Annotated in this window: 3 protein-coding genes and 2 pseudogenes; 1 reads left to right on the top strand and 4 read right to left on the bottom strand. The window is 59.4% G+C overall.

Annotated elements, in window-relative coordinates:
• The 4 genes and pseudogenes from DQ405_RS25560 to trmJ form a co-directional block, all read right to left on the bottom strand.
• Window positions 1-383: aminotransferase class V-fold PLP-dependent enzyme (locus DQ405_RS25560; protein ID WP_168426433.1), on the bottom strand; the 383-nt coding region annotated here is incomplete at its 3' end.
• 50 nt (window positions 384-433) lie between these two features.
• Window positions 434-925 (bottom strand): Fe-S cluster assembly transcriptional regulator IscR, encoded by a 492-nt coding sequence (iscR, locus tag DQ405_RS25565; protein ID WP_003194020.1) that lies wholly within the window; start codon window positions 923-925, stop codon window positions 434-436.
• 288 nt (window positions 926-1,213) lie between these two features.
• Window positions 1,214-2,001, bottom strand: a pseudogene (gene cysE / locus DQ405_RS25570) (serine O-acetyltransferase).
• A 2-nt stretch (window positions 2,002-2,003) separates the two neighbouring features.
• Window positions 2,004-2,775: pseudogene (gene trmJ, locus DQ405_RS25575) on the bottom strand (tRNA (cytosine(32)/uridine(32)-2'-O)-methyltransferase TrmJ).
• Between the two features lie 146 nt (window positions 2,776-2,921).
• Between trmJ and suhB the strand changes: the two are divergent.
• A complete protein-coding gene (suhB, locus tag DQ405_RS25580) occupies window positions 2,922-3,737 on the top strand; it encodes a type III secretion system regulator SuhB (protein ID WP_005791195.1) in 816 nt (271 codons plus the stop codon).
• The last annotated feature ends 119 nt before the right edge of the window (window positions 3,738-3,856 follow it).

Consider the following 3,856-nt stretch of genomic DNA (forward strand, 5'->3'; position numbering starts at 1 on the left):
GTGGTTGGCTCAAGGTAGGTAACCTCGAAACCTTCACGCTCCAGTTGGCGCATGGTGTCCAGGACAGCCTTGTGCTCAATCTTGGTGGTGATCAGGTGCTTGCCTTTGGTCGCGTAGAAATGCGCCGCGCCCTTGATAGCCAGGTTGTCGGACTCGGTGGCACCAGAGGTCCAGACGATTTCGCGCGGGTCGGCATTGACCAGGTCAGCGACTTGGCGACGAGCGTTCTCGACCGCTTCCTCGGCTTTCCAGCCGAATACGTGGGAACGGGAGGCCGGGTTGCCGAAGTTTCCGTCGACCAGCAGGCATTCGCTCATTTTTTGCGCGACACGCGGATCAACCGGGGTGGTCGCTGAGTAATCAAGGTAAATCGGCAATTTCATGGACTTTCTCCTAAATCAGGCTGGCTGGCGTGCCGTTAGCTCTTCGGCTGTCACTCGACGGCGGACGCTTCAATCTTGTCCAGACGCGGCGCCTTGGTGTTGCAACGGCGCTGGTCCTGACGCTGGGCTACTTCTTGCACCTCACGGCGAGTCACAAGATCAGCCAAGCTGATACCACTCAAAAACTCATGGATCTGCAGGCTCAAGTCACACCACAAGTGGTGCGTCAGGCAGGTGTCACCGGCATGGCAGTCACCCAAACCCTGGCATTTGGTGGCATCGACGGATTCGTTGACCGCGTCGATCACCTGGGCCACCTGAATGCCCTGCATGTCGCGGGACAACTGATAGCCACCACCCGGACCGCGAACGCTGGAAACCAGATTGCTACGGCGCAATTTGGCGAACAACTGCTCGAGATAGGACAGGGAAATGCCTTGGCGCTCGGAGATATCGGCCAGGGACACCGGCCCAGTTTGCGCGTGCAAGGCCAAGTCGAGCATGGCGGTCACCGCGTATCGGCCTTTTGTAGTCAGTCTCATGGACAAGTACCAAGGTGTTTCAGAATGGGAGCAAGTATGCGATTCCCGAGTATTTAAGTCAACTATAAGACCTAGTACTTTAGTCAGGAATACCCGTAAAAAAGGGCGCGCGAATCATAGCAGGATGGGGTGGGATCGAACAGCGCAACCAGGCCTGCTGCAAGACCACCGAGCCAATGGAGATCAAATGTGGGGGCTGGCTTGCTTGCGATTGCGGTGGGCCAGCAACCTATAAGCAAGCTGATAGACAGCTATCGCAGGCAAGCCAGCTCCCACAAGAGACCGCATTTAGCCTGCCTTGGTGGTAGCGGCCTCGTCCTTGATCTCAGCAAAGTCCTCTTCGCGCAGTTCAGGCAGGTCTTTGGCGCAGTACGGGCTGCCCAGCTCCTTCAGCGCCCCGCACATACCCTCCAGCTTGCCGTCCACCGCCTGCAAATGATCAAGCAATTTGACCAATCGCACGAGCCACCGGATCGGGCATATCTTCACTGACGCCATAGGCATCGAAACCAATCTTTTCGGCCATCGCCTTGCGCTTGGCCTCTTGCTCATCACCGTCTTGCGGCTTGACGATGATGCGGCCTGGAATACCCACAACCGTGGCACCCGGCGGCACAGCCTTGGTCACTACCGCGTTGGAGCCAACCTTGGCGCCGGCACCCACGGTAAACGGCCCGAGCACCTTGGCGCCCGCCCCTACTACCACCCCATCGCCCAGCGTTGGGTGGCGCTTACCCTTATTCCAGGTGGTGCCGCCCAGGGTCACGCCTTGATAGAGGGTGACGTCATCGCCGATCTCGGCTGTCTCGCCAATCACGATGCCCATGCCGTGATCGATAAAGAACCGACGGCCCACCTTGGCACCCGGGTGGATCTCGATACCGGTCAACCAGCGCCCGAAGTTCGATACCAGCCGCGCCAGCCACTTCCAGCCCATGCCCCACAGGGCGCCGGACAAGCGGTGGATCCAGATCGCGTGCATGCCCGGGTAGCAGGTCAGCACTTCAAAGGCGTTGCGCGCCCGCCGGGTCACGGTGGAAAACACTTTGGATATCTTCTCGCAAACGCTCGAACATTTTTAATCCTTCCGCTTAAGAAGCTCACCACGGGCCGCTTTCTGGGTTTCCGTGAGGATGCCACGCAATATGTTCATTTCAGCCCGGCTCACCGAGCTGCGGCCGTACAAACGACGCAGGCGCGCCATCAAGTGCCGTGGCTTTTCAGGGTCGAGGAATTCGATGGCGACCAGGGTTTGCTCCAGGTGCTCATAGAACCGTTCCAGCTCGTCCATGGTGGCCAACTCACCACTTTTGGTCGATGCAACCTCTTCCTTTTTCCACCTTGCTCGGCTGGCCGGCAGCGGCCAGCCAGGCCATGCGCACTTCGTAAGTCAGCACCTGCACCGCAGCCCCGAGGTTCAGCGAGCTGAACTCAGGGTCTGATGGGATATGCACGTGGTAATGACATCGCTGCAGCTCTTCGTTGGTCAGGCCGGAGTCCTCACGGCCGAATACCAAGGCGATCTCAGCGCCGCCAGCAGCCTCCTCCACCACTTTAGTGCCGCATTCGCGCGGATCCAGCAGCGGCCAAGGGATACGACGGTCACGGGCGCTGGTGCCGAGCACCAGATTGCAGCCGACCAAGGCGTCCTCCAAGGTGGCGACCACCTGGGCATTTTCAAGCAAGTCATTGGCGCCGGACGCACGGGCATCCGCCTCGTGGTGCGGGAATACCCGCGGTTCGACCAGCACCAGGCGCGTCAGCCCCATGTTTTTCATGGCTCGCGCCACCCCGCCGATGTTGCCGGGATGACTGGTATTGACCAAGACGACACGAATGTTTTGCAGCAAGGGAGGCGCTCGCGGACACAGGAAAAGGGGAGCAAATCTTACAGAACCGCCTAAGGTTATGCCATGAAAGCGAACGTCGTCCTTCACCTGAGGAAAGTTTCTGCTAGAATGCTCGGCTTTCTTTAACAACCTTAGGTGACCTATCCATGCAGCCCATGCTGAATATCGCGCTGCGCGCCGCCCGCAGCGCCAGTGAATTGATCTTCCGCTCCATCGAGCGCCTGGATACCATCAAGGTCGACGAAAAAGACGCCAAGGATTATGTATCCGAGGTGGATCGCGCCGCCGAACAGAAAATCATCGACGCCCTGCGCAAGGCCTACCCTACCCACGGCATCCTCGGTGAAGAAACCGGCCTGCACAAAGGCAGTGGCGAAGGCGAAGACTACCTGTGGATCATCGACCCACTGGATGGCACCACCAACTTCCTGCGCGGCATCCCGCACTTTGCCGTGAGCATCGCCTGCAAATACCGTGGCCGCCTGGAACACGCCGTTGTGCTGGACCCGGTTCGCCAGGAAGAATTCACCGCCAGCCGTGGTCGTGGCGCCCAACTGAACGGTCGTCGCCTGCGTGTCAGCGGCCGCACCAGCCTGGAAGGCGCTCTGCTGGGTACCGGCTTCCCATTCCGTGACGACCAGATGGACAATCTGGAAAACTACCTGGGCATGTTCCGCGCCCTGGTTGGCCAGACCGCCGGCATCCGCCGTGCCGGTGCAGCCAGCCTGGACCTGGCGTATGTAGCTGCCGGTCGCTTTGATGCGTTCTGGGAGTCGGGCCTGTCCGAGTGGGACATGGCAGCAGGCGCCCTGCTGATTCAGGAAGCAGGCGGCCTGGTGAGCGACTTCACCGGTGGTCATGACTTCCTGGAGAAAGGCCACGTCGTGGCTGGCAACACCAAATGCTTCAAGGCAGTACTGACGGCGATCCAGCCGCACCTGCCGGCTTCGCTGAAGCGCTAAGCGAGCGAGCACAAAAAARRCACCCCTCGGGGTGCTTTTTTTATGCCTGGGAACATTTTAACGGCAAAAAACCAAACTCCAACTGACTCAAATACAAGCCAATGTGGGAGCTGGCTTGC

It is taken from the genome of Pseudomonas sp. SST3 (genome assembly GCF_003325755.1).

Excerpts from the sequence above, each read along its gene's own strand:
- iscR (WP_003194020.1), bottom strand. The coding sequence starts at position 925 with ATGAGACTGACTACAAAAGGCCGATACGCGGTGACCGCCATGCTCGAC.
- suhB (WP_005791195.1), top strand. The coding sequence starts at position 2,922 with ATGCAGCCCATGCTGAATATCGCGCTGCGCGCCGCCCGCAGCGCCAGT.